The 21,819-nt window shown below is 70.3% G+C and carries 18 protein-coding genes and 1 tRNA gene; 14 read left to right on the top strand and 5 right to left on the bottom strand.

Features of this window, described 5'->3' with window-relative positions; genetic code table 11:
• Positions 1-11 precede the first annotated feature (11 nt).
• Positions 12-683, top strand: a complete 672-nt coding sequence (locus tag JYJ93_RS00975) for a hypothetical protein (RefSeq protein WP_206785863.1) — start codon at positions 12-14, stop codon at positions 681-683.
• Between the two features lie 223 nt (positions 684-906).
• On the top strand, positions 907-1,485 hold the full coding sequence (locus JYJ93_RS00980) for a hypothetical protein (RefSeq protein WP_206785864.1): 579 nt from the start codon (positions 907-909) through the stop codon (positions 1,483-1,485).
• Between the two features lie 149 nt (positions 1,486-1,634).
• Here JYJ93_RS00980 and JYJ93_RS00985 read toward each other — a convergent pair whose 3' ends face one another.
• Positions 1,635-1,847, bottom strand: a complete 213-nt coding sequence (locus JYJ93_RS00985; protein ID WP_206785865.1) for a hypothetical protein — start codon at positions 1,845-1,847, stop codon at positions 1,635-1,637.
• Positions 1,848-2,028: 181 nt separating this feature from the next.
• Here JYJ93_RS00985 and JYJ93_RS00990 point away from each other — a divergent pair, with 181 nt between their 5' ends.
• From JYJ93_RS00990 to JYJ93_RS01025, 8 genes are all read left to right on the top strand, one after another.
• Positions 2,029-3,297, top strand: a complete 1,269-nt coding sequence (locus JYJ93_RS00990) for a hypothetical protein (protein ID WP_206785866.1) — start codon at positions 2,029-2,031, stop codon at positions 3,295-3,297.
• Between the two features lie 137 nt (positions 3,298-3,434).
• Complete coding sequence (gene glgX / locus JYJ93_RS00995; RefSeq protein WP_206785867.1) at positions 3,435-5,579, top strand: glycogen debranching protein GlgX; 2,145 nt, start codon at positions 3,435-3,437, stop codon at positions 5,577-5,579.
• Positions 5,580-5,615: 36 nt separating this feature from the next.
• The gene (locus tag JYJ93_RS01000) at positions 5,616-6,281 is read left to right on the top strand and encodes a class I SAM-dependent methyltransferase (RefSeq protein WP_206785868.1); all 666 of its coding nucleotides are present in this window, start codon (positions 5,616-5,618) and stop codon (positions 6,279-6,281) included.
• 581 nt (positions 6,282-6,862) lie between these two features.
• Positions 6,863-6,932: transfer RNA gene (locus tag JYJ93_RS01005), tRNA-Asp, on the top strand.
• A gap of 269 nt (positions 6,933-7,201) precedes the next feature.
• Positions 7,202-8,326 carry a slipin family protein gene (locus JYJ93_RS01010; RefSeq protein ID WP_206785870.1) on the top strand — a complete coding sequence of 375 codons (1,125 nt, stop codon included), beginning with the start codon at positions 7,202-7,204 and terminating at the stop codon, positions 8,324-8,326.
• Positions 8,327-8,438: 112 nt separating this feature from the next.
• Positions 8,439-10,940 (top strand): VIT domain-containing protein, encoded by a 2,502-nt coding sequence (locus JYJ93_RS01015; protein ID WP_206785871.1) that lies wholly within the window; start codon positions 8,439-8,441, stop codon positions 10,938-10,940.
• A gap of 101 nt (positions 10,941-11,041) precedes the next feature.
• Complete coding sequence (locus JYJ93_RS01020) at positions 11,042-12,856, top strand: acyl-CoA dehydrogenase (RefSeq protein WP_206785872.1); 1,815 nt, start codon at positions 11,042-11,044, stop codon at positions 12,854-12,856.
• A gap of 71 nt (positions 12,857-12,927) precedes the next feature.
• A complete protein-coding gene (locus tag JYJ93_RS01025) occupies positions 12,928-13,590 on the top strand; it encodes a glutathione S-transferase family protein (RefSeq protein WP_206785873.1) in 663 nt (220 codons plus the stop codon).
• 8 nt (positions 13,591-13,598) lie between these two features.
• On the opposite strand, the gene JYJ93_RS01030 is transcribed toward JYJ93_RS01025, so the two are convergent.
• Complete coding sequence (locus tag JYJ93_RS01030) at positions 13,599-14,441, bottom strand: hypothetical protein (protein ID WP_206785874.1); 843 nt, start codon at positions 14,439-14,441, stop codon at positions 13,599-13,601.
• 155 nt (positions 14,442-14,596) lie between these two features.
• On the opposite strand from JYJ93_RS01030, the gene JYJ93_RS01035 reads away from it, so the two are divergent.
• Positions 14,597-16,267, top strand: coding sequence for a hypothetical protein (locus JYJ93_RS01035; protein WP_206785875.1), 1,671 nt, complete (start codon positions 14,597-14,599; stop codon positions 16,265-16,267).
• Here JYJ93_RS01035 and JYJ93_RS01040 read toward each other — a convergent pair.
• Positions 16,258-17,349 (bottom strand): hypothetical protein, encoded by a 1,092-nt coding sequence (locus tag JYJ93_RS01040; RefSeq protein WP_206785876.1) that lies wholly within the window; start codon positions 17,347-17,349, stop codon positions 16,258-16,260. The two genes, JYJ93_RS01035 and JYJ93_RS01040, sit on opposite strands and share 10 nt — an antisense overlap.
• A 206-nt stretch (positions 17,350-17,555) precedes the next feature.
• Here JYJ93_RS01040 and JYJ93_RS01045 point away from each other — a divergent pair, with 206 nt between their 5' ends.
• The 3 genes from JYJ93_RS01045 to JYJ93_RS01055 all read left to right on the top strand — a co-directional run bounded on the left by JYJ93_RS01045 (position 17,556) and on the right by JYJ93_RS01055 (position 19,433).
• Positions 17,556-17,870 carry a hypothetical protein gene (locus JYJ93_RS01045; protein ID WP_206785877.1) on the top strand — a complete coding sequence of 105 codons (315 nt, stop codon included), beginning with the start codon at positions 17,556-17,558 and terminating at the stop codon, positions 17,868-17,870.
• A gap of 238 nt (positions 17,871-18,108) precedes the next feature.
• A complete protein-coding gene (locus JYJ93_RS01050) occupies positions 18,109-18,813 on the top strand; it encodes a LysM peptidoglycan-binding domain-containing protein (RefSeq protein ID WP_206785878.1) in 705 nt (234 codons plus the stop codon).
• A 233-nt stretch (positions 18,814-19,046) separates the two neighbouring features.
• Positions 19,047-19,433 (top strand): response regulator, encoded by a 387-nt coding sequence (locus JYJ93_RS01055; RefSeq protein WP_206785880.1) that lies wholly within the window; start codon positions 19,047-19,049, stop codon positions 19,431-19,433.
• Here JYJ93_RS01055 and JYJ93_RS01060 read toward each other — a convergent pair.
• The gene (locus tag JYJ93_RS01060) at positions 19,427-21,346 is read right to left on the bottom strand and encodes a PAS domain-containing sensor histidine kinase (protein ID WP_269012938.1); all 1,920 of its coding nucleotides are present in this window, start codon (positions 21,344-21,346) and stop codon (positions 19,427-19,429) included. The genes JYJ93_RS01055 and JYJ93_RS01060 overlap by 7 nt on opposite strands.
• Positions 21,347-21,469: 123 nt before the next feature.
• Entirely contained in the window at positions 21,470-21,730 is a 261-nt protein-coding gene (locus JYJ93_RS01065) for a hypothetical protein (protein WP_206785882.1), read from the bottom strand.
• Between the last annotated feature and the right edge of the window lie 89 nt (positions 21,731-21,819).

Consider the following 21,819-nt stretch of genomic DNA (forward strand, 5'->3'; position numbering starts at 1 on the left):
GAGTGAAAGCGATGTCTCAGCAATGGATCTGGATGAGCGTGGCGGCGTGCACCCTGGCGCTGGGCTCCGCGCACGCGCAGGAGGATCCGAACTCCGCGGGCGCCATCACCACCAGCCAGCCGAACCCGGGGGCCGCGCCGGGGACCCCCGCCCCCATCAATGGCGTGTCGGCCAGTCCGGTGACGCAGCCCATTGGCGACCTCACCGGCGCGAACACGGGGACGGGTGGCGGCGGCACGTCCACGGGCGCGGTGATTCCGCAGCCGTACAGCCCCCTGCCGCCGAGCCCCGGCAATGCCACCACCGTGACGGGCGCGGGCACCGTGGTGGCGCCCGGTTCGGCCACCACCGTGACGGGCACCGGCGCGGTGCTGGCCCCCGGCACCAGCACCACCGTGGCGGGCTCCACGGGCTCCACCGCCACCACGGGCGCGCTGATGCCGCCCGCCACGACGACGCCCGGCACCCTGGCGCCGGGCGCCTCCACCAGCACCGTCACGCCGGGGACGCCCACGGGCACCATGTCCAGCACGGGCGCGGTGCTGCCTCCGCCGACCACGGACATGACGCCGCCAACCATCACGGGCTCGCAGCCCTCCACGCTGACGCCGGACAGCAACACGTCCAGCAACTCGGTGGCGCCGCTCGGAGGCGGCAACGTGACCCAGCCCCCGAACCCCTGAGCCCTTGCCACCCGGCTCACTGGCTCGCACTCCCGGCCAGCGGGCCTGGCGCGCGCAGGACAACCCCCTTCCGCGCAACCCACCCCTCGCGTCCGCCCCTGCCGTCCCCCGAGCAGGCAGGCGGATGAGCCACCCCTGCACACACCCCGGGGCCTGCTCACCTTCGGTCGTGCAGGCAGCCAGGACCTTTCAAGCAGTCAGACTCCTACTCGGGGGAATCCACATGAAGAAGTTCCTGAAGACCCAGCTGACGGTGGCGGCGGTTCTCGCGGGCGCGCTCGCACTCGGCACGGGCTGTAAGTCGGACCAGTCCGCGACGCGCGGCACCGAGCCGACGCCGGCCTCCGACTCCACCATGCCCACGGACTCCAGCGGCATGGGCACGGACACGTCCGGCTCCGGCACCACCACCACGCCGCCGCCCAGCAGCGGCGGCTCCGGCTACGACACAGGCAGTACGTCGCAGGACTCGACGATGCCTCCGTCGGACATGGACACGGGCGGCTCCGGCACGACGGATGACTCCACGCTGCCGCCCGCCACCAACGACGGCACCCTGGACCCGGGCACGGGCGGCGCGGGCACCGGTGAGGCCGAGCCCGGCGTGCACGACGGCGAGATGACCGAGCCAGGCACGGGCGGCTCCGGCATGGACACGGACGACAGCGCCATCCCGGACGACAGCAGCCTGCCCAATGACTCCACGCTCGACCCGAACAGCTCGGGCGCCAAGGGCAACATGACCACGCCGGTGCCGGACTCCACCGGCACGATGGCGCCCAACAACGGCACCACGCGCTAGTCCCTCCCTGGGATGAACGCAAAGCGCCCGCGGCCTTCACGGTCGCGGGCGCTTCGCCGTTTCCGCGGCCGGCGCTTCACGCGAACGACAAGACCCCGCCGACGCTCAAGGGCGTCAGCGGGGTCATGAAGACAGCGGGACCTGGATGATCAGGTCACCTTGACGCCGGGTGAGTACGGCTGGCCCACCGGTTCGATGATGCGCGGGCTCCCGTTGTCCCCCGGGCCATTGCCGGGACCGCCCCCCGGGTCGAAGGTGGACGGCACGTGGCGCTCACGCCGTTCCTCTTCCGTCCCGGCTTCGCGCGCTGGAGGCAGGTCCTCCAAGGGGATGTGCAGCACGTCTTTCTTGTTCTTGCTCATGACGAACGCCTCCTTTCCCCTCTGAGGTTGGGGTGGGCGGGGGCTTTGTGCCACCAGGGGCCCCCCCGCCCGCATGCCCCCCGGCCTCCGGAATGTGCTTCTCCTGGATGACAGGGAGCGGCCGGGGGCTTATCCAAAGAGGTCCAGGCAGCGCGCACCCACCACCGAAAGCGTCCAACGCATGAAGCTGTTGCTGGCAGGCCGACGAGGAGCAAGCGATCCGCTGTTCGCCCCCCCGGAGGCGTCCCTGCCCTGGCTTCAGCGCGTGGAGGCGTGGTTCCAGCAGGTGGCCGAAGGCGTGCTGGAGGGCAGCCACATCGAGGAGGGCCCCCAGGGGGCGCCCGTGCTGCACCTGCGCCTGCACCCGGCCGCGCCGGAGGTCATGCTGCTCGCGACGACCCAGGAGCGCGTCGTGGTCTCCGCGGAGACCAGCTCCGCGGGGCCCGGCTACCACCGCTATCTGGTGGACCTGCTCAAGGGGCTGGGCGACCTGCACGGCATCTCCTGGGCCCCGCCCGACGAGGACGCGGGCGTGGGCGACGCCACGGGCTACTTCCATGGCGGCGACGTGGACATGGTGGAGAAGCACTTCCTGGGCTGGCTCCAGCACTCGGTGGGTCAGGTGCTGCGCATGCGCGACCTGGGCAACTCCGGCTTCGCGCTTTCCATGCGCTTCGGCCACACCTTCCAGCACCCGGGCGCGCTGCTCACGCCCATGGGGCCTCGCGACGAGCGCTGGCTGCGCACCGTGCATGAAGACCCGCGCCAGGGCACGGACGTGTTCCCCTGGTGGAACCCCGGCGTGGACGCCCGCGAGCGCTTCGCGCGCGCCCTGTGCCGGCTGTGGACGGACGTCGTCTGGCGCCCGCCGCTCCTGGACGAGGAGCGCCAGCGCCTGCGCGACGTGACCCGGCTCTTGGAGCAGGCCTGGCGCGAGGACCCCACGCTCCCCTACCCGTGGCGCGAGTGGCAGGAGGTGCTCGGCTACCTGGGCATGGGCGGGACGGTGGCGGAAGAGGTCCACCGCCGCGCCCTGGAGTCGCCCGGCGTGGGGCCGTCCATCGGCTACCGGCGGGGCTCCGTGCAGGTGGCGCTCCCCGAGGGCTGGGAGATTCGCATCCCCGGCTCCCTGGCGGAGGCGCGCCTGGGCGACGGGAGCTGGGTGGCCCGCGACCACCGCCGCACCGTGCGCGTGGTGCCGCTGGAGGACTCCGCGGAGGAGCAACTGGCGCCCACCAGCCCGGAGCGCAAGGCCCTGGAGCTGGAGCACCACGGCGCCCGCGTCAGCGGCCGCGCGTCCCTGCACATGGGCCCCGGCGAGTGCCGGCTGACGGCCCTGTGCCGCTCCGGCAACCGCCGCGCCCTCTGCGTGGTCAGCTTCGATGATCCGGACGAGCAGGACTGGGCCCTGGGCACCTGGCGTTCACTGGACCACGCCGTCGCCGCCTGACGGGGCCATTCGTTTCAGCACCGACCACTTGCCAAAGCGCTGCCCGGTGGACAGTCAGCGCACCCGGACGTCTTGCCGCATGGCGCAGTCGCACCCACATTCCGTCGGCAGTTTCCCCACGGAATCGAGTGAGACGCATGAGCAGCAAGCGGGAAGTCTGGCCGGGCAAGCCCTGGCCGCGGGGCGCGACCTTCGACGGCTCTGGCACCAACTTCGCGGTCTACTCGCAGGTGGCCACACGCGTGGAGGTGTGTCTCTTCGACCGGGCGGACCCGTCCCGGGAGATTGAACGCTTCGACCTGCCGATGAGCACCGAGTTCGTCTGGCACGGCTACGTGCCGGACCTGGAGCCCGGGACGCTGTACGGCCTGCGCGTGCACGGGCCCTACGAGCCAGAGAAGGGGCACCGCTGCAACCCGCACAAGCTGCTGGTCGACCCCTACGCCAAGGCGCTCTACGGCGAGGTGGACTGGAAGCAGCCGGTGTTCGGCTACCCCCTGGAGCATCCGAAGAAGGACCTGATGCGCGACGAGCGCGACAGCGCGCCCGGCATGCCCAAGGGCGTGGTGGTGAGCGACTTCTTCGACTGGGGCAACGACCGGCGCCTGGACATCCCGTGGCGCAAGACGGTCATCTACGAGGCCCACGTGCGCGGCCTCACCATGCGCCACCCGGGCGTGCCGGAGCACCAGCGCGGCACGTACGCGGGCCTGGGCTCGCCGGCCATCATCGAGCACCTGCAGAAGCTGGGCGTCACCGCGGTGGAGCTGTTGCCGGTGCAGGAGTTCGCGGACGACTCGTTCCTCAACGACAAGGGCCTGTCGAACTACTGGGGCTACAGCACGCTGAACTACTTCTCCCCGGAGCAGCGCTACGCCAGCCGCAAGACGCCGGGCGGCGCGGTGGCCGAGTTCAAGTCGATGGTGAAGTCGCTGCACGCGGCGGGCATCGAGGTCATCCTCGACGTCGTGTACAACCACACGTGCGAGGGCAACCACCTGGGGCCCACGCTGTCGTTCAAGGGCATCGACAACGCGTCGTACTACTGGACCATGCCGGAGGCGCGGCACTACCTGGACTTCACCGGGTGCGGCAACAGCCTCAACGCCTCCAACCCGCAGACGGCGCGCTTCATCGTGGACTCCTTGCGCTACTGGGTGGAGGAGATGCACGTGGACGGGTTCCGCTTCGACCTGGCCACGGTGCTGGGCCGCAGCGGCAAGGGTGGCTACGACCCGAACGCGCCCATCTTCCAGATCATCAACCAGGACCCGGTGCTGGGCCGCGTGAAGCTCATCGCGGAGCCGTGGGACGTGGGCCTGGGCGGCTACCAGGTGGGCGGCTTCCCGGCGCCGTGGCACGAGTGGAACGGCAAGTACCGGGACGCGCTGCGCAAGTACTGGAAGGGCGACGAGAACCAGGCCGCGGAGGTGGGCTACCGGCTCACGGGCAGCGCGGACCTGTTCGCGGCGGCGCGCCGGCGTCCGCAGGCGTCCATCAACTTCGTCACCGCGCATGACGGCTTCACGCTGCACGACCTGGTCACGTACAGCAGCAAGCACAACGAGGCCAACGGCGAGCACAACCGCGACGGCGCGGATGACAACCAGGCGTGGAACTGCGGCGTGGAGGGAGAGACGGACGACACGAGCATCATCTCCCTGCGTGAGCGCCAGAAGCGCAACCTGCTGGCGTCGCTGTTCCTGTCCACGGGCGTGCCCATGATTGTCGCGGGCGACGAGATGGGCCGCACGCAGCAGGGCAACAACAACGCCTACTGCCAGGACAACGAGCTGTCGTGGGTGGACTGGAACCTGGACACGACGCGCCAGGACCTCCTGGAGTTCACGCGCAAGCTCATCCAGTTCCGCCACGGGCAGCCGGTGCTGCAGCGCCGCCGCTTCTTCCAGGGCGAGCACCTGTGGGAGTCCGAGCACAAGGACCTGGCGTGGTTCCAGCCTGACGGCACGGAGATGGGCGCGGAGGACTGGCAGAAGCCCTTCGTGCGTTCGCTGGCGTTCCTCCTGGGCGGCGACGCCATCCCCACGCCGGACGAGCGGGGCCAGCGCGTCAGCGGGGATTCGCTGCTGGTGCTGCTCAACGCGCACCATGAGCCGGTGACCTTCACGGTGCCGCCGCCGGGCGAAGGCGGCGCGTGGCGGCTGGAGCTGTACACGGCGGACGACAAGCGCGGGGATGAAGAGATGAAGCCCGGCAGGTTCGAGATGGCCGGCCGGTCGCTCGCGGTGTTCCGCAAGCCGGGGAGCAACAACACGCCGTGATACGGTGCCCGCGCGGTTGAGCAGGAGCGCACGACAATGGCGGACGAGGTCGACGGCGGCAGGAGGGAAGAGGCCGCCGTCGCGCGGGTGTACGGGGAGATCGCCTCCGCCTACGAGGTGCTCTACCCCGCGCTGCACCGCTACGGCGACCGGGTGGAGCGCTTCCTCGCGGACGTGGTGAAGCCGGAGATGCGCGTGCTGGACGTGGGCTGTGGCCCGGCGCTGCACACGCGCGGGCTGGACGCGTCCGTGGACGTGGTGGGCCTGGACCTGGCGCCGGAGATGCTGGAGCTGGCGAAGCGCTCCAGGCCGTCAGGAATGTGGCGCGTGCACAGCTACATGGATCCGGTGCCGGACGACCTGGGCACGTTCGATGTCGTGCTGGTGATTGGATGCCTGGACTTCTGTGACAACCTGCTGCGCGTGATGGAGCACCTGGGCCGGGTGCTGAAGCCGGGCGGCCGGATGTTGTTCACGGTGCTGGAGCGCAGGGCCGGGCTGGAGGCGCACGAAGCGTCCACGCGGCGGGTGCGCACGGCGGACACGGACGTGACGCTGCACCTGTACAGCGCGGAGGAGACGGCGCGCGCGGTGGAGGCCGCGGGCCTGCGGGTCCGCGACTACGCGCACGGGCCGGGCTGGGAGCTGATGGCCGAGGAGCGCGTGATGTGGTTCGGCTGGTGGGACGTGACGCGCGGCTGAGCGAGGCGGCGTCAGGTATGGGTGACCATGCACACGCCTGCGTTTGTTCCCTTGGCCTCTCCGCAGACAAAACCTTCAGGACATGTGTCTTCTGCGGTTCCGCGCTTGGACAGGTCGCAGACGTACTGACAGCTGGGACGGTCCTCCCATTGGAAGCAGGTCAGGTCTCCTCGGCACTGCGAATCGGTGGTGCATGATTCGAGTCGGTGCCGTCCGCACGCGGATGACATCGTCATCCCCAGCATCCCCACCACCAAGCTCCAGCGCTTCACGCTCCGCCTCCGGGTCCACCCGACGCGGTTGAAACTATCGGTCCCCGGGGATTCGCTTCGTCATCGAATCCGCATGCGGGCGTCAGGATTTCCGCACGGCCGCGTCCAGTGGCCCCGTCGGCAGCTTCAGGGGGGCGCACGGGGTTGTCCCGAGGCGTCCGGCTCCATGCGGTGGCTCTTTGGGCCCAGGCATGGGGTTCGGACGTTCCTCACGGCCATCACCGCCCGAGGTTCCTTTCATATCGAAGGCCGCACCGGTCGCACGCCATACCGTGAGGCGCGCATTGAGGCCCTTGGCTGGGCACAACCTGAACTAGCTCAACGGTAGAGCACGAGACGGTCACTCTCGCATTTGAAGGTTCGATTCCTTCGTTCATCGGGACCCCGTCGTTTCCGCTGGTGCCAACGCGAGTCCACCGCGTCCTCCTCCCCACTCCGCACACTGGCTGGTCGCCAGGGCCTCTGGAGGCTTCCGTGCTGTTCGCGGAAGCGCTCCGGTCGCCGTCCGTGACCGGTATCCGGTGCGGAAGCCCGGGAGGCTGAACGCGGATCCGGACGGCCTGTTCGCGTGACGCGCCCGTGGGGCGGCGGGGTCCTTTTCCCAGCAGCCGGGCTGCACTCCTTTTCTTGTCGTCGAGGTGACGTGTCATGGGCATTGGTCGGGTGGAAGTGGCGCAGAACGAGCGGCTGTTCGTGGTGGTGAACGGGAAGGCGGAGCAGTACCTGGGGCCGGGCCGGCACTGGGTGGTGCGTCCGTTCCAGACCGTCCGCTTCGAGCGCGTGCCGCTGGAGCCGCCCGTCACCCGGCTGGATGAAGCGAAGCTCGCGTTGGTGCCGGAGAAGGACCTCCAGGTGGTGGAGCTGGGCGCGGACGAGCGCGCGGTGGTCTTCCATCACGGCCAGCCGGTGCGGTGGCTGGGGCGGGGTCAGCACCAGGTGTGGACGGCGCAGCGGCTGCCCGGTCGTACCGGTCGGCCGGAGACGCCCACGGTGCGGGTGGAGCGCGTGGACGTGTCCGGGGTGGCGACGGAGCCCCCGCGGGACGAGGTGCGCTCGCTGATTCCGGCCAGCGACTACGTGGAGACCACGGCCACGGAGGGCACGGTGGCGCTGCGGTACGTGAACGGCGTGCTGGATGCCGTGCTGCCGCCGGGCCGTCACGCGGCGTGGACGGTCGCGAACAAGGTGCAGTTCGCGGTCATCGACCTGCGCGAGAAGCTGCTCCACGTCACCGGCCAGGAGGTGATGACCCGGGACCGCGTGACGCTGCGGCTCAACCTGTCCGCGGCGTACCGGGTGGTGGACGCGCGGCGGCTGGCGGTGGTGGCGCGGGCGCCGGATGAAATCCTCTACCTGGCGATGCAGCTCGCTGCGCGCGAGGCCGTGTCCACGCGCACGCTGGACGAGCTGCTGGCCGCGCGCGAGGCCGTGTCCACGGAGCTGTACGCGCAGGTGAAGTCGGGGGCGGAGGGCGTGGGTCTGGAGCTGCTGCGCTTCGGCATCAAGGACGTGGTGCTGCCGAAGGAGATGAAGGACCTGCTCAACCGGGTCATCCAGGCGCAGAAGGAGGCGGAGGCCAACGTCATCCTGCGGCGCGAGGAGACGGCGGCCACGCGCTCCATGGCACAGACGGCGAAGGTGCTCGCGGAGAACCCGCTGCTCGTGCGCCTCAAGGAGCTGGAGGCGTACAAGGACCTGGCCGCGAAGGTGGGTCAGGTGCACCTGGTGCTCGGTGAGGGCGCGGTGCCCACGCTCCAGCTCAAGGGCGGCTGACACACGGCCGTGTGGCTTCACAGCCACACGGCCTGCCCTTTCAGAGGGGAACCGGGGTTGGCCCGGGGGCTGCAATGTCCCCGGGCACACCCTGAAACCAAGGTTCCCGACCATGCGAGTCCTGCTCGCCACGCTCTTCGTCTGTCTTCTGGCCGCCCCGGCCTCCGCTCAAGATTGTCCCCCGGCCGCTTCGCCCACCGCGGGCGTCGCCCAGGGCACCCTGGTGGCCCGCTTCCGTGCGCAGCCCGACGCCGCGTGCCCGGACACGGAGCCGCGCACCTTCAGCCTCAAGCAGACGCAGGTGGACGCGGAGGTCAGCGGGTTCCTCGCTTCCGTCACCGTGACGCAGGTGTTCGAGAACCCCTACTCCGCTCCCCTCGAAGCGCTCTACGTCTTCCCGCTGCCGGAGCTGGCCGCCGTGGATGGCATGGAGATGCACATCGGCGAGCGCGTCATCACCGGCGTCATCCAGACCCGTGAGCAGGCCCGCGACACCTACGAGCGCGCCAAGGCCGAGGGCAAGACGGCCGCGCTGCTCGACCAGGAGCGGCCCAACATCTTCACCCAGTCCGTCGCCAACATCCTCCCCGGCGAAACCATCCGCGTGCGGATCCACTACGTGGAGCGCCTCACCTACGACGCCGGCACCTACCGCTTCAGCTTCCCCATGGTCGTCGCCCCCCGCTTCATCGGCGGCACGCCGCTGCCCACCCGCCAGGGCGAGGGCGTGGAGCCCGACACCACCACCGTCCCCGACGCGAGCCGCATCACGCCTCCGGTCCTCACCGACACGCGCAGCGGCCATGACATCCAGCTCACCGTGCGCCTGGACGCGGGCCTCCCGGTCCACTCGCTGCGCTCCACCACCCACCGCGTGGACGTGAAGCGCGACGGCCAGTCCCGCGCCACCGTCAGCCTGGGCCGCGATGACCGCATCCCCAACAAGGACTTCGTCCTGGAGTACGTCGTCGCCGACGCCCTCATCCGCCCCGCCGTCCTCATGCACCGCGAGCCCGGCGCGGACCACGGCTACTTCCTGGTGATGCTCAACCCGCAGCTGTCCCCCACCCAGCGGGAAGTCGTCCCGCGCGAGCTCTACATGGTGCTCGACACGTCCTGCTCGCAGTCCGGCCTGGCCATCGAGAAGTCCAAGGCCATCACGAAGGAGGTGCTCAACCACCTGATGCCCGAGGACACCTTCCAGGTCCTCAACTTCGACACGCAGGTGACCAAGTTCGCGCCCACCGCCGTCCCCGCCACGCCGGAGAACATCCAGAACGCCCTGCCCTACGTTGCCAACTTCTGGGGCGGTGGCGGCACCGACGTGCGCATCGCCGCCCAGGAGGCCATGGTCCCTCCGAACGACCCCGCCCGCCTGCGCATGGTGCTCTTCATGACGGACGGCCTCATCGGCGGAGACGAGCAGGTCCTCTCCACGCTCCAGGAGCACCTGCGTGAAGAGACGCGCATCTTCTCCGCCGGCGTGGGCTCCAGCACCAACCGCTACCTCATCACCAAGATGGGCGAGCTGGGCCGCGGCGCCTCCACCCTCGTCAACCTCAACCGCCCGGAGGAGGACGTCGCCCGCGAGTTCGAGCAGCGCATGCGCGGCCCCGTCCTCACCTCCGTCAACGTGGACACGGACGGCCTGCCCGTCAGCGACGTGTACCCGAAGTCCGTGCCGGACCTCTTCGCCGGCCAGCCGCTGTTCCTCGTGGGCAAGTTCACCGGCACCGGTGACGGCGTCCTCCGCATCTCCGGCCGCGTGCGTGGCCAGGTCCGCCACTTCGACGTGCCCGTGCACTTCCCGGAAGTCGCCCCGGAGCACGACTCGCTCAAGAGCCTCTGGGCCCGCCAGCGCATCGAGGAGCTCACCGTGGAGGGCTACCGTGGCGAGACGCCCGAGGTCGTCCAGGGCATCACCGACACCGCGCTCCAGTACCACCTGATGAGCCGCTACACGTCCTTCGTCGCGGTGGAGCAGGTGGCCCGCACGAACCCCGACGGCGAGACGGTCCGCGAGACGGTCCCCGTGCAGCTCCCCGACGGCATGGTCGCGGGCGCCCTCAGCCGCGAGGAGATTCCCCCCGGCGACCCCATCATCTCCGTGCGCGCCCCGCGCAACGCCCGCCGCGTCACCGCCTACTTCCCCTTCGGCCTGGTGAAGCCGCTCACGTTCGACACCCTCACCCGTTCGTGGCGCGGCCGGTTCCTCGTGCCGCTGGGTGTCGCGGATGGCTACTACACCGTGTTCATCATCGCGGAGCTGGCGGACGGCCGCGTGGAGCGCAGCGAGGTGCGCTACCGCCTGGACTCGAAGGGCAACGACTTCGACGTCGTCCTCTCCCAGAAGGAGCTCGCCCCCGGTGACACGCTGACGCTGGACGTGGACGCGGTGGAGGCCACGCAGGAGGTCAGCGTGTACGGCGACCTCTTCGGCGAGGACCAGCACCTCTTCGACTCGACGGACGGCCTGCGCTTCAACACCTCGCTCGTCATCCCGGAGGGCACGCCCGCCGGTTCCTACGAGCTGGTGTTCGTCGCCCGCGACGCCGCCGGCAACCGCTTCGAGCGCCGGGAGACGCTGCGCGTCATCCACGCTCGGCGTGACTGACCCGCGAATCAATCTCGGATACCCTGGCGGTCCGTTTCGGCCCCGCGCCTTCACTGGCGCGGGGCTGGTTGCTTTCGCACCCGGCCGCGAGGAGTCCTTCGATGTCGTCGTCCCTGCACTACACGCCCAACCTCCGCGATATTGAGTTCAACCTCTTCGAGTTCCTGGACATCGGCCACACGTCGCTGGGCAAGGCGCCCTTCGGAGACCTGGACGAGACGGCGGCCCGGCAGACGCTGCAGACGTTCGCGCAGCTGTGCACGCAGGAGCTGGCGAAGAGCTTCGACGAGTCCGAGCACAACCCGCCGAAGCTGGAGAACGGCGAGGTGAAGCTGCCCCCCGGCCTCAAGGCCGCGATGGGCGCCTACTACGACGCGGGCATGCACCTGTTGGAGACGCCCCCGCACCTGGGCGGCCTGGGCGCGCCGCCGTCGCTGGGCTGGGCCGCGTTCGAGCTGCTCTTGGGCTCCAACCCCGCGCTGGCGTTCTTCACGCTGGGCAACCTGCTCGCGCGCGTCATCGACAAGCTGGGCACGGACTCGCAGAAGCAGCGCTTCCTGCCGCACATCCTGGACAAGCGCTGGAGCGGGTCCATGGTGCTGACGGAGCCGGACGCGGGCAGCGACGTGGGCGCCGCGCGCACCAAGGCCCGTCAGGTGGGCGGCGACGTCTGGGAGATTGAAGGCGTCAAGCGCTTCATCACCAACGGCGAGTCGGACATCGCGGAGAACATCATCCACATGGTGCTCGCGCGTCCGGAAGGCGCCGCGCCGGGCACCAAGGGCCTGTCGCTGTTCGTGGTGCCCAAGTACTGGGTGAACGAGGACGGCAGCCTGGGCGAGCACAACAACGTCGTGTGCACCAAGCTGGAGAAGAAGATGGGCCTGAAGGGGTCCGTCACGTGCGAGCTGACGTTCGGCGACGGCAAGCCCACGCGCGGCCTGTTGCTGGGTGACGTGCACGACGGCATCCGGCAGATGTTCCACATCATCGAGAACGCGCGCATGGCGGTGGGCCTCAAGTCCATGGCCGCGCTGTCCGCGGGCTACTTCCGCGCGCTGTCGTTCGCGAAGGACCGCGTGCAGGGCAGCGACCTGGGCAAGGCGCGCGACAAGACGGCGCCGCGCGTGAACATCCTCCAGCACCCGGACGTGCGCCGCATGCTGATGGCGCAGAAGGCGCACGCGGAGGGCCTGCGCGCGCTGGCGCTGTTCACCGCGTCCGTGCAGGACCAGGTGGAGCTCCAGGGCGGCCACCGCTCCACCGCGGCGGGCGAGGCGGACGTGCTCAACGACATGCTGCTGCCGCTGGTGAAGGGGTACAGCTCGGAGAAGGCGTACGAGCTCTTGTCCCTGTCACTCCAGGTGCACGGCGGTTCGGGCTTCCTCACGGACTACCCGGTGGAGCAGTACATCCGCGACCAGAAGATCGACTCGCTCTACGAGGGCACCACGCACATCCAGGCGCTGGACCTGCTGATGCGCAAGGTGGCGCGCGACGGCGGCGCGACGCTGATGGGGCTCTTGGAGCGCGTGCGCGCGACGGCGGACGGCGACGAGGGCGGCCCCGAACTGAAGACCGAGCGCGCCGCGCTGGGTGAGGCGGTGGGCCAGTTGCAGACGCTGCTCGGCACGCTGATGGGCAAGCTGGGCGAGTCCGTCTACCACGTGGGCTTCCAGGGCAACCGCGTGCTGTTCGCCGTGGCGGAGGTCATCATCGGCTGGCTGCTGGTGCGCCACGCGGCCGTGGCGCTGGAGCGGATGAAGTCCAACCCGGGCGACAAGGCGTTCTACGCCGGCAAGGTGGCCAGCGCGCGCTGGTACTGCCATGAGGTGCTGCCCGGCATCGCGCACGCGGCGCGCATGGTGGAGAACGGCAACCTGGACCTGATGGACCTGGCCGAAGAGGCGTTCTAGCGGCACATCCGCCGCCCGCTGGCTGGGACAAGCGCCTCGACAGCGGGCGGGCATGCATCGACAATGCCGGGATGATCACCCTGTATGGCTTTGGCCGCGTCCATTCGAAGGTCGTGGGACTCACGCGCGATTTGCGCGTCCTGTGGATGCTCGAGGAGCTGGGCGTGCCCTACCGGGTGCACGGCGTGGATCATCCCGCCGGAGAGACCCGCGGAGAGGCGTACCAGCGGCTGAACCCGTTCCGTCAGGTCCCGGTGCTCGATGACGACGGCTTCGTGCTCACCGAGACGGGCGCCATCCTGTTGTACCTGGCGGAGAAGACGGGCCAGTTGATGCCCACGGACTTCCAGGGCCGCGCCCAGGTGACGCGCTGGTGCTTCGCCGCGCTCACCACCGTGGAGCTCCCGCTGTCGCAGATCATCATGATCGACCTGCTCGGCGACGCCGACGCCACCGGGGCGCAGCGGCGTCCCGGACTGGTGAAGTACGCCGAGCACCACCTGACCGCGCTCGAGGACTGGCTGCGGGAGCGTCCGTATCTCACCGGCGAGGCGTTCACCGTGGCGGACATCCTGATGACCACGGTGCTGCGCGAGGTGCGCAACGGGGGCGTGCTCGAAGGCTTCCCCCGCGTCTGCGCCTATCGCGAGCGCTGTGAGGCGCGGCCCGCATGGAAGCGGACGCTGGAGGCCTATGAGCAGCGCCTCGGGATCCCGGCGGGCACTGCTCGCTAGCCGCGCGCTCAGGGTTCCAGGTCGACGATCGAGAGGACGTAGTTACTCACGCCGGTGTAGAGGCTGCTCACCACAATGACGAATAGCTCGACCGTATAACGGCCACCCCGCGGCACCTGGAGGTCGAACGTTTCGATCGTATCTCTGCTGTTGAACTTCGACTCGTACAGCAGCTCACCCTCAGGGCTGCGTACGCGCATGCCGCAGTTGTGGGAGTTGGCGAAACCGCTGCAACTCAACCGATAGGTGCGGCCCGCGACAGCGTCCAGCGCGGCGATGTCGGCTTCGCCGGCGGGCTCGATGGTCCCCGAGACGGTGGTGCCAACGGACACCGGAGTGGCTTCCGCGAGGGTGTTCGCGAGTTCGTCCGGCCCCCGGTCGAGCAGCGAGTATTCATAGTAGGGAACGAAACCGGATTCGGGGGAGAAGCTCTTCACGCGGGCGTAAACGGTGCCCTCCTGCGTGGCGAGTACGGACGACTGATGGTTTGTGACCCCCACCGTCGCCATCGAGCCCGGCAACGTGAGCCCGTCCGCGCCGAGGAGCTCGACACTGCAGCTCGGCCTGTAGCCAGAACCAAAGCCATGGCAGCCAAATCGGTAGATGCGGCCGGCCTTGACGTGGAACGAGAACAGGTCCACGTCCTTGGGGTTGTCCAGGTTCGCATTCACCCAGTGGAAGGGCTCCATGGGCTCCAAGGGGGTCGCGGCCTCGAGAGAGTCCCCGTGGTCATCCCCCTCGCGCACGTTCCGCACCGGAGCGCAGTCGGCGTCCTCGCACGGGTCGGAATCACAGGCGCAGAGAAGGGCGAGCGCGAGCGCCATCGCCAGGGAAGAAGCAGAACGCAGCATGTCTTGGACTCCCACGGAGGCCCGGCCCCAATCCCCCCGCGCGACCATCGTTCGTGAAAGGCGACAGGGTCAACGGGTCCGCTTGACCCGGGGCCTCGGGTGCGGCCCGGGGGACACACGCCGGGCTGGCCCGGGGTTCGCAATAGGGGTGCAGCATGATGCTCTCCACCCTCACCGCCCTGACCCTGGCCGCCACCGTCACCAACACCGAGACCGTGCACGACCTGAAGCCGTTCGGCGGCCACGTCGTCGCGTGCACCGAAGGCGGCCTGGAGCTGTTCACGCCCTCCGGCCGTCCGGTGCGCGTGCTCACGGTGGAGGACGGGCTCCCCAGCCATTCCTGCCGCGCGCTGGAGTCCACGGGCGACCGGCTCTTCGTCGCCACGGATGAAGGACTCGTGTCGCTGGATGCCCGCTTCCAGGTGACGCCCGTGCTGGACGTGCGCTGGCAGGCCCTGCCTCCCTCCGAGGACGCGAGTTCGCCGGACTACGTGAGCCGGCTGGAGTCACTGGCCTCGGTGCTGACGCCCAATGCCACGTACACGGCGTTCTCTCCGCGCTTCGCGGGCACGGCGGAGGGGCGGCTGTTCGAGCTGGGCACCCAGCGCGCGTGGTCCCTGCCGGGGCCGGTGCGCTTCATCTCCGACACGCGTGACGGCGTGGACGTGGGCACCACCGAGGGCGCGTTCTCCATCAGCGCCAGTGGCCGGCTCTCCGCGCTGCGCGACGTGCCCACCGGGCCGCTGTCCTTCACCGTGACGGAGCAGGGCGTGCGCATCGTGGGCAGTCACGGCGAGGTGCACGCGTGGGAGACGGAGTCCGTGCCGCTCCAGGCCGTGAGCGTTCCCAAGGGCGCCACCGTGTTGAACACGGAATGGGCGGGCACGCGGACCTCCGGCGTGTTCAAGCTCGGCCCCAAGGGGTGGCGCCGCGTCACGCCCACGGGGCAGCTCTGCGGCAATCACATCACCGCGCTCGCCCGGCATCAGGGGCGGCTGGTGGTGGGCACGTTCGACCGGGGCGCATGCATCCAGCGCGAGGACGGCCGGTGGCAGACCGTCCGCGCGCCCTCTCTTCCCAGCGACCAGGTGCTGGGCATCAGCAGCGACGGACCGAACCTCTACGTCGCCACCACGTATGGACTGGGCTTCCATGACGGGAAGACGTGGACGCAAGTCGCGTACGGGGCTCGCAACCCCGTGAAGCTGGGGAAGCTGTCCGTGCTCAATGTGTCCCGGATGGATGACGGTGTCGCGCTGGTGGACGGCCGGGGCGTGTCCCTGGTCGCTCCCGGCACCGCGCCCCTGTCGCTCGTGAAGCGGCTGCCGTTGCCGAAGGAGTGGAGCAAGCACCCCTCCGTGGGTGAAGCCTCGGGCCGCTTCCTGTGGATGGGCAGCGAGGACCGGGGCCTGCTGCGCTGGGACGGCGCGAAGTGGCAGCGCTTCCACGACGGCCGCGACCTCACCGACAACTGGATCACCGCCCTGTCCACCGACGCGCAGGGGCGCGCCGTCGCGGGCACCTGCCAGGATGGCTTCAGCTACTTCGACGGCGCGAAGTGGACCCGCGTGCGCGCCGCGCCCGGTCTGCCCTCCTCCGCCATCGTCTCCGCCGCGCTCGTGCCCGGTGGCGCGCTGGTGGGCACGCTGCTCGGCGCTTCGTACTTCGACGCGGCCACGGGAGAGACACGCGCCCTGCCGAAGCTGGCCGACCCGCGCGTGTACGCCGTGCTCCCCGACGGTGACTCCGCCCTCTTCGGCACCGAGGGCGGACTGTCGAGCGCGGCGTGGAAGGCCGTCTCGGCTCCGGCCCTCAGTCAGCGCTGAGACCGCGCGGTCAGCTCGCGCTCCACGTAGAGCCGCAGGATGTGCATGAAGTCCTGCGCGTTCGTCACCACGCCGAAGGCCTGGTGCGTGCCCCGGTCCTTCAGCTTGCTGACCACGAACTCGGACGAGTCCACGCAGATGGTGGGCAGCTCCCTCAAGGAGCCGTCCTGCTCCGTCACGAACGCGGGCAGCATGTTCCCCGTCGCGATGGCGTGCAGCGCCGTGGCCACGAGCACCGCCATGGTCGCCTTCACCGCGTGCCGGCGCATCGCGTCCTGCGCCGCCAGGTTGTCCGTCACCACGTCCGGCAGCGGCCCGTCATCCCGGATGGAGCCCGTCAGCACGAACGGCACCCCGTGCTTCACGCACGCGTGCATGATGCCGTTGGTGATGACGCCCGCCTCCACCGCCTTCGCGATGGAGCCCGCCTGCCGCACCCGGTTGATGGCGCGCATGTGCAGCCCGTGCCCGCCCGACGTCGCCTCGCCCGCGCCGCTCATCCCCAGCGTCGTGCCGTAGATGGACGCCTCGATGTCGTGCACCGCCACCGCGTTGCCCGCGAGCAGCGCCCCCACGAAGCCGTTCTCCACGAACCACGTCATGTCCGCGCGCGCCCGCGAGTGCACCAGCGCCGGCCCCGTCACCCAGATGGGATAGCCGCCCCGCTCGCGCTCCTCCACCAGCAGCCGCGCCATGTGCGCGTAGTCGATGGGCTTCTCGCGCGACACCTCGCTCGTCATGAACTTGAACTCGCCCTCCCCGCCCTCCGCCAGGTAGGCCATGTTCACGTAGACGCCTTCGCTGCCGTCCTCCGCCTTGCCCACCACCACCTGCTCGCCCGCGCGCACCCGGCGGCCCTCGCGCACCCAGAGCTCGCCCTGCGCGTCCAGCACCAGCGCGCCGTCCATGCGCGGCTCGCGCGGCATCCGCCACTTCCCGCCCAGCCTCACGTACGTGGGCAGGTTCGTCGTGGTGAAGAAGCCCTCCGGCAGCACGCCGTCCGCCGGAGCCGGGGTGAAGCGCGCGTCGGGGGAACCGCTGAACCGCGCCGCCGCGAAGTCGGGATGAGCAATGGTCGTCACCCCGCCACCATGCGCGGGCGCTCCCACCCATTCAAGGACGCCGCGCATCGCCATCCCCTCGGATTGTTTCCCCTTTCATAAGGGCCACCCACCTGGACGCACCCCGTCAAACACTTCCCCCGCAACCGCCGCGCGAATCCCGGGTTCATTTCCTCAAGGACGACGCGCTGGCACTGGACGCCCGCGCCCATCGAGGAGGAATCACCATGAAGCGCAATGGACTGGGGATGCTCGCGGCGGTGCTGGGTCTGACGGTGGCGCTGCCGGCCGTGGCCGCGGAGGCCGACAAACGCCAGGTGAACCAGCAGCAGCGCATCAACCAAGGCGTGAAGAGCGGTGAGCTCACGGGCCGCGAGGCCGCGCGCCTGGAGCGCCAGCACCGCGCCCTCAACCGCGAAATCCGCCAGGACCGCCGGGACGACGGCCACCTGGACGCCGCCGAGCGCGCCCGCATCGACGCGAAGCAGGACGCCCTCAGCCGCCGCATCGCCCGCCAGAAGCACGACGCCCAGAGCCGCTAAAGCCCCGGAAATTACGCACCGCGACAAGGGCCTTCCCGGGCGGCCCCCCGGGGGCCCTGTCGCCAGTGCGACGCTTTCGTGGCCGGGATTCCGCTCCGGGTGCGGCCCTTCGCACACATGTGCGCGCCTGGAGTGAAAAGCAGGTGGGGGACGCAACACCGGTTCTTGAATGGCGAGAATGGAAACAATCGCAGCCGGTGACCACCTCCGGGTCACTGCTCCCCTTCGGAGCCCCCCCATGAGCAGCTACCGCATCCAGTCTGGTGACACCCTGTCCGCTCTGGCCCAGCGCTACGGCACGTCCGTGGACTCGCTGATGAAGGCCAACCCGCAGATCACCAACAAGGATCTCATCTACACGGGCAAGACGCTGAACATCCCCGGCTCGCGCGACAGCTTCGAGTCCGGCAGCCAGGGCGTGCGCGGCGGCGGCTCCGGCGGCAACAACAGCGGCGCGGGTGACGTGTCGGCGCCTCCGGGCGGCGCGGGTCCGGCCACGCGCGGCCCCGGCGGCAGCCCGTTCGACATCGCGGTGTCGCACCTGGGCAAGAACGCCGGCTCGCTGAAGCTCGAGGGCAGCGGCGTGGGCGCGGACATGGAGGACTGGGTCCCCAACAACGTGAACTGCGCCAACTTCGTCTCCGCGTGCCTGGAGCAGGCCGGGCAGATCAAGGACAGCCAGCACAGCGCGTCCGTGATGACGCTCCAGGCGAACCTGGACCGCGACCCGAACTTCCAGCGCGTCAGCCTGAAGGACGCCAAGCCCGGCGACGTCGTCTCCATGAAGGTGGGCAGCGGCCAGCACGTGGTGATGTTCGCGGGCTGGAAGGACGGCAAGCCCCAGTTCATCGGCTCCAACAACATCAACTCGGACGGCTCGCAGCGCATCAGCTACACGTCGATGAACTACCCCATCATGTCCGTGCACCAGTACCGGGGCTGAACAGACCTGTAGTCGTGGGTCCCCGATGGGGCCTTCGCCTTCCCGCGCCCCTGGCGCCTGGAAGGGGGAGGCCCCATCCGTCTTTTCGAGGGGATGGCCCTGGCCGCCTGCCCTCCAGGGCCCCCGGAGTGGCGCGGGCCGCACAGTGCCCATGGCCTATCGTCCAGGGTTGGACGTTCCCTGGACACGGGGTCTTTCGGACGGAGCCGGACGGGGGGAGGCTCCCGGGTGCCATGCGAAGCCTCATCCTCCTCGTGGAAGACCATGTCGACAGCCGTGAGATGCTGGAGGAATTCCTCACGCTGGAAGGGTTCGCCGTGGAGGTCGCCGGCAACGGCCTGCACGCCTGGGAGCGCCTGAGGAAGGGCACCATGCCGGATGTGATGCTGCTGGACCTGATGATGCCGGTGATGAGCGGCTGGGAACTGATGGAGCGCGTGCAGAAGGAGCCGCGCCTGAAGAACCTGCCCGTCATCGTCGTGTCGGGCGCGGGCGCCACCCGCCCCGTGCCCCAGGGCATCCGGGCGTCCATCCCCAAGCCGCTGGACCTGGACGACCTGATGCGCGCGCTGGAGCCGTTCCGCTCCTCCCCGCAGTCGCAATTAGCCGCCGCCTACTGAGCCGCGGCGGGCTGCGCCGGCTCACGCGGCAGCAGCACGCGGAAGACGGTGCCCTCCGACGCGCGCGAGCGCACCTCGATGCGGCCCCCGTGGCCCTTCACCACCTGTTCGACGATGTAGAGCCCCAGCCCCAGGCCGCCGTGCGTGTTGCCGCCCGCGCCGCGCCGGAAGGGGTCGAACAGGCGGGGCAGCATGTCCGGCGCGATGGGGTCTCCGCCGTTCTGCACCTCCAGCACCACGTGCGCGTCCGCGTCCGACAGCGTGAAGCGCACGGGGGACTCCGGCGGGCTGTACTGGAGCGCGTTGCCGCCCAGGTTGCTCACCACCTGGAGCAGCCGGCCCGCGTCCCAGACGCCGTCGTAGCGGCCCGGGCCCACGTTCAACGTCAGCGAGCGCTCCGGCCACGCCGCCTCCAGCTCCTCCACCGCCTGGCGCACCACCGCGCGCACGTCGCCGGGCACGCGCTCGATGGGGATGCCGCCGCCCAGCCGGCTGCGGGTGAAGTCGAGCAGCTCCGAAATCATCCGCGCCATGCGCTCGCTGGAGCGCGCGATGCGGGACACCGCCTTGCGGTCGCGCTCCTGGAGCGCGTCGCCGTGCAGCAGCTTGGTGACGGACAGCTGGATGGCGTTGAGGGGGTTTCGCAGGTCGTGGCTGACGATGGCGATGAGCCGCTCGCCGAACTGCGCCGCCTCGCGCGCCGCCTCCTCCGCGCGGCGGCGCTCGGTGACGTCCACCAGCGTGACGACGCCCGCGACGATGTGGTCGTCCCGGTCGCGCACGGGCGCGCTGGAGCCCAGCAGGTGCGCGGTGGTGCCGTCCGGCCGGCGCACCTGGAGCGGCTCCGCCTGCCGCGTCTCACCGGTGCGCAGCGCGCGGGCCATGGGCCACGCGTCGTCCGCGAGCGGCTGGTTGTCCGCGGTGAACATCTGATGCGACGCCTCGTAGTCCGCCAGGCTGGAGGAAGGGCGGAACGGCTGGCCCAACAGCGACTCCAGCGCGCGGTTGCCCAACAGCAGCCGGCCGCTGGGCGCCTCCGCGATGAGCACGCCCGCGGGGAGCTGATCCAACACCGCCGCCAGCCGCGCGCGCTCCGCTTCAATGGTGGCCAGCAGGCGCTGCCGCTCCGTCTCCGCCTGACGGCGCTGGGTGATGTCCAGCACCGTGGCGGCGCGGCCCACGCGGCGGCCGGTGGCATCCCGCAGGGACGTCACGTGCACGAACGCGGGGAAGCGGCTGCCGTCGCGGCGCAGGTGCAGCGCTTCGTATTCGTGGAAGGGCTTGGAGCTGGCGGCGGCCATGTGCCGGGGCAGCGCGCCGCGCGACTCGGGCGCGACCAGGTCCTCCAGCCGCAGGCCCTTGAGCGCCTCCGCGGGCTGCCCGTGCATGCGCGCGAGCGCGGGGTTCGCCGCCACGAACGTGCTGTCGTCCGCGCCCATCACCGCCACGCCCACGCCCAGGTGCGTGAAGATGTCCTCCCAGCGCTGGGGGCCGGACGCGTCCGGGGCGCCCTGCTCGCGCGCCGCCTCCGCCGCCTCGCGCGACGCGAGCATCCGCGCCTGGACGTGGGCCTCCAGCGCCGAGGCCTCCACCGCGTCCACGGCGTCGTGGAAGCGCTCCACCTGTTCCTCGTCGTCCGGGCCGCTGGCGCTCTGCTCACGCCACAGCCGCAGCACCGTGTCGCGCAGGCGCCGGAAGTTCGTCGTCGTGGGGTGCCCGTCGGAGCCCTGCACCAGCAGCGACAGCTCGCGCGCCAGGGCGTCGGAGACGCGCGCGTCCGGGTTGGACATCCGGGCCGCCACCGCGAACAGCCCGCGTGTGAAGGTGTCGCCAGAGCCCGGGGCTTCGTGGAGCCACGCGTCCTGCAGGATGTCGCGGGACTGGAAGAGGAAGTCGGCCAGGGGCAGGGACACGGTGCGCGGCTCGCGGGGCGAAGGGGACCTGGGGTGCGTCCGGGAAGAAGAGGAGGTCTCCTTCCGACTTAGGCTCCTGCTTCCCATGCGACAAGGACCGTCTAAGGACCGCCTGGCGACGTGTCAGGAGGAAGGCGAACGGACCAGCCCCAGCGGCCACAAGGCGGTCAACCGCAGGAGCCCCGCGCCCGGCTCCACGCGGTAGCGGACCTGGAAGCCGCAGGCGAGCACCGTCGCTCCCTCCCGCCCGGACGGAGGCACCGGCAGGCCCGGCATCCGGCTGGCGAGCGCCCCCAGCTCCGCCTGGAGCCGCTCACGCACCGCGGGCGTACACGCCGTGAGCGCGCGCACCACCGGGGGTTCCAATTGGCAGCGGTAGGCCATGAGCGCCGCCAAGGGTGTGCATCTACAGCCCAACTGCAAGATGACAGTGACACGGTGATGCGAACGGTCAGGCGCCGGGCGTCTGGGGG

This window comes from Corallococcus sp. NCSPR001 (assembly GCF_017309135.1).
Classification (GTDB): Bacteria; Myxococcota; Myxococcia; order Myxococcales; family Myxococcaceae; genus Corallococcus.

Bases quoted from the DNA above. Each gene is read 5' to 3' on its own strand.
- JYJ93_RS00975 (WP_206785863.1), top strand. From the start codon at position 12: ATGTCTCAGCAATGGATCTGGATGAGCGTGGCGGCGTGCACCCTGGCG.
- JYJ93_RS00980 (WP_206785864.1), top strand. From the start codon at position 907: ATGAAGAAGTTCCTGAAGACCCAGCTGACGGTGGCGGCGGTTCTCGCG.
- JYJ93_RS00985 (WP_206785865.1), bottom strand. From the start codon at position 1,847: ATGAGCAAGAACAAGAAAGACGTGCTGCACATCCCCTTGGAGGACCTG.
- JYJ93_RS00990 (WP_206785866.1), top strand. From the start codon at position 2,029: ATGAAGCTGTTGCTGGCAGGCCGACGAGGAGCAAGCGATCCGCTGTTC.
- glgX (WP_206785867.1), top strand. From the start codon at position 3,435: ATGAGCAGCAAGCGGGAAGTCTGGCCGGGCAAGCCCTGGCCGCGGGGC.
- JYJ93_RS01000 (WP_206785868.1), top strand. From the start codon at position 5,616: ATGGCGGACGAGGTCGACGGCGGCAGGAGGGAAGAGGCCGCCGTCGCG.
- JYJ93_RS01010 (WP_206785870.1), top strand. From the start codon at position 7,202: ATGGGCATTGGTCGGGTGGAAGTGGCGCAGAACGAGCGGCTGTTCGTG.
- JYJ93_RS01015 (WP_206785871.1), top strand. From the start codon at position 8,439: ATGCGAGTCCTGCTCGCCACGCTCTTCGTCTGTCTTCTGGCCGCCCCG.
- JYJ93_RS01020 (WP_206785872.1), top strand. From the start codon at position 11,042: ATGTCGTCGTCCCTGCACTACACGCCCAACCTCCGCGATATTGAGTTC.
- JYJ93_RS01025 (WP_206785873.1), top strand. From the start codon at position 12,928: ATGATCACCCTGTATGGCTTTGGCCGCGTCCATTCGAAGGTCGTGGGA.
- JYJ93_RS01030 (WP_206785874.1), bottom strand. From the start codon at position 14,441: ATGCTGCGTTCTGCTTCTTCCCTGGCGATGGCGCTCGCGCTCGCCCTT.
- JYJ93_RS01035 (WP_206785875.1), top strand. From the start codon at position 14,597: ATGATGCTCTCCACCCTCACCGCCCTGACCCTGGCCGCCACCGTCACC.
- JYJ93_RS01045 (WP_206785877.1), top strand. From the start codon at position 17,556: ATGAAGCGCAATGGACTGGGGATGCTCGCGGCGGTGCTGGGTCTGACG.
- JYJ93_RS01050 (WP_206785878.1), top strand. From the start codon at position 18,109: ATGAGCAGCTACCGCATCCAGTCTGGTGACACCCTGTCCGCTCTGGCC.
- JYJ93_RS01055 (WP_206785880.1), top strand. From the start codon at position 19,047: ATGCGAAGCCTCATCCTCCTCGTGGAAGACCATGTCGACAGCCGTGAG.
- JYJ93_RS01065 (WP_206785882.1), bottom strand. From the start codon at position 21,730: ATGGCCTACCGCTGCCAATTGGAACCCCCGGTGGTGCGCGCGCTCACG.